The organism is uncultured Lutibacter sp. (genome assembly GCF_937891065.1).
Classification (GTDB): domain Bacteria; phylum Bacteroidota; class Bacteroidia; order Flavobacteriales; family Flavobacteriaceae; genus Lutibacter.
Genome location: NZ_CALAEQ010000019.1, coordinates 1 through 2251 on the forward strand (window position 1 = coordinate 1; position 2251 = coordinate 2251).

Below are 2251 nucleotides of genomic sequence, written 5' to 3' on the forward strand. Positions count from 1 at the left end.
AAACCAACTATTATGATATTAAATATACTATTTGTAATAAACAGATGTAAGGTTAATTCTAAAGGAATTTGCTCTTTGCAATGCAGGTTAACTTATAATAAAAATAGAAAAACATTTAGCACAGGTTTATTTGTGGACCCTGACTATTGGAACAATAAAAAACAAAAAGTATTGAAAGGTGCTGAACAATCAAAATTTATAACAACCCAATTAAGCTTGATCAAAACTAATTTGAATCAAGCTTTTTTATTATTACAAATTCAAAAGAAATCATTTTATGTAGATGATATATTTAAGATTTACAAGGGTGATAACCTTATTGAAGAAACAAAAATTGTTGAATATTTCAAAGTGTTTTTAAAAAAGCTTGAAAAACTGGTTGGAAAAGACCTTGAAGAAGCTACTTTTAAAAAATATGATAAAGTTTACGACCATATTTCAGATTTTATTAAATGGAAGTATCGAAAAAAGGACATTTTGGTTTCAGCTATAGAATCTTCATTCTTGGATGATTTGGAATACTATTTAAAAACTGAGCAGAATCATAAGCAGGTGACCGTTAACAAGATACTTCAGCGATTTAAAAGAGTGGTGAATGAGGCTTTTAATGAAAAAATTATAGATAGAAACCCTTTCGTGATGCACAAGTATAAAAAAGTTAAAAGGCAAGTTGTTTTTTTAAACAATGATGAGTTAAAAGATATAGAAAGTTTTAATTTTAAACAAAACCGTTTGGAGCAAGTAAGAGATTGTTTTGTATTCTGTTGCTATACTGGTTTGGCTTATAATGAAATGGCAAATTTGGTAGCGAAAGATGTAGTTACTGAATTTGATGGGCAATTATGGATTAAAACAGTTAGAAAGAAAACATCGAAAGTCATTTCAGTTCCTCTATTACCAAAAGCATTCAGTATTATTAATAATTATACAGCTGAAGGGCAAGAGAAGTTATTGCCAAATATTTCAAATCAAAAATTCAACTCATACTTGAAAGAGATAGCTGAAATTGTAGGAATTGAAAAGAGGTTGACACATCATACAGCAAGAAAAACATTCGCTTCAACAGTTTTGCTTTATAATAATGTGCCTATGGAAATAGTTTCAGAATTATTAGGGCACTCTAATATGGCTATTACACAGGCTCATTATGGCAAAGTAGTACAGAAAAAAGTGAGCGAGGAAATGATTAAATTGAATAAAAAATTAACGTCCTAACTTAACAATTAGGGCGTTTTATTTTAAAGTGGACACATTATATGGAAAACGAATTATCCTTCAAAAAGTATTGATACACAGACCTTAAAATTGATGTAGGAGTCAGATTAGGTTGTAATAAATCGTGAATAAGGGTTTCCGTAAAGTAAATTAAACAAAAGAGAATAATTTTGAGTGGTGTAAGCTAAAATATTTTCTAAAAATCAAACAAATCTTTTGTGTCAATTTTTAAAACTTTTGAAATAGCATTAATGTTACCAATAGAAGTATTTATAATACCTCTTTCAATTCTGCTTATTTGGGATATTTCAATATTTAAATCGTTGGCGAGTTGTTCCTGTGTAAAACCTTTTAGTTTACGATACTTTCTTAGGTTCTTACCAAAGGCAATTAAAAAGTCAGATTCTTTTAAATACTCCACTATGTAAAATTCGTAGAGTACGAGTATTAATTAATAGGCAAATATGCCTATATTTAACATTTAAAAATTAAAATATAAAAACTATGAAAAACAATTTATTAATTAGCCTATTAGTAGTTCTTGTGACTATAATTTCTTTAAATAGTTGTAACAATGATGATGGTTCGTCATCATCTAATACTCTTTTAGAATCATTGGGAGGAACAGAGTGGAAATATACTGATGGTGAAGATGTTAAATATTATAGATTTAAGAATAATTTATCAAGTCCATTTGAAGAATGGTGGGGGTCTATTAATGGCAGCTGTTATGACTATTATTTATCGTCAAATGCTTCATCTTTAGAAATTATAGAAAATTCAAAAGATAATTTTAAGGTTATATTAGATTATGGGCACGCTTCTGAAACTTATTTATTTACTATGTCAGGAAGTTCTCTTAAGTTAAATATAGGTGTTAACGATGGAGGTAATTTAAATGCTTTATCTTTTTTATTTGATGAGATTTCAAATGGTTTTGAACAAAGGGGAAATTGTCCTGACTAAAATATTTATTTATGGGTTCTAAAGTATATGCGAGTTGTGAGTGTGGATTACATAAGGTAATAAAAATTGG

Annotated in this window: 3 protein-coding genes; 2 read left to right on the forward strand and 1 reads right to left on the reverse strand. The window is 28.2% G+C overall.

The annotated features are described in order from the left end of the window. Positions 1 to 1215, forward strand: a 1215-nt coding sequence (locus Q0352_RS01480; protein WP_367274563.1) for a tyrosine-type recombinase/integrase, incomplete at its 5' end; no start/stop codon positions are given. Between the two features lie 196 nt (positions 1216 to 1411). Here the strand turns inward: Q0352_RS01480 and Q0352_RS01485 are convergent. Next, on the reverse strand, positions 1412 to 1636 hold the full coding sequence (locus Q0352_RS01485) for a helix-turn-helix transcriptional regulator (protein ID WP_299522477.1): 225 nt from the start codon (positions 1634 to 1636) through the stop codon (positions 1412 to 1414). An 83-nt stretch (positions 1637 to 1719) separates the two neighbouring features. Here Q0352_RS01485 and Q0352_RS01490 point away from each other — a divergent pair, with 83 nt between their 5' ends. After that, positions 1720 to 2181: a hypothetical protein gene (locus Q0352_RS01490; RefSeq protein ID WP_299522480.1), complete on the forward strand. Its 462-nt coding sequence runs from the start codon at positions 1720 to 1722 to the stop codon at positions 2179 to 2181. Positions 2182 to 2251 lie beyond the last annotated feature (70 nt).

What these genes read in the sequence shown, in the direction of transcription:
- Q0352_RS01490 (WP_299522480.1), top strand. Translation starts at nt 1,720, where the DNA reads ATGAAAAACAATTTATTAATTAGCCTATTAGTAGTTCTTGTGACTATA.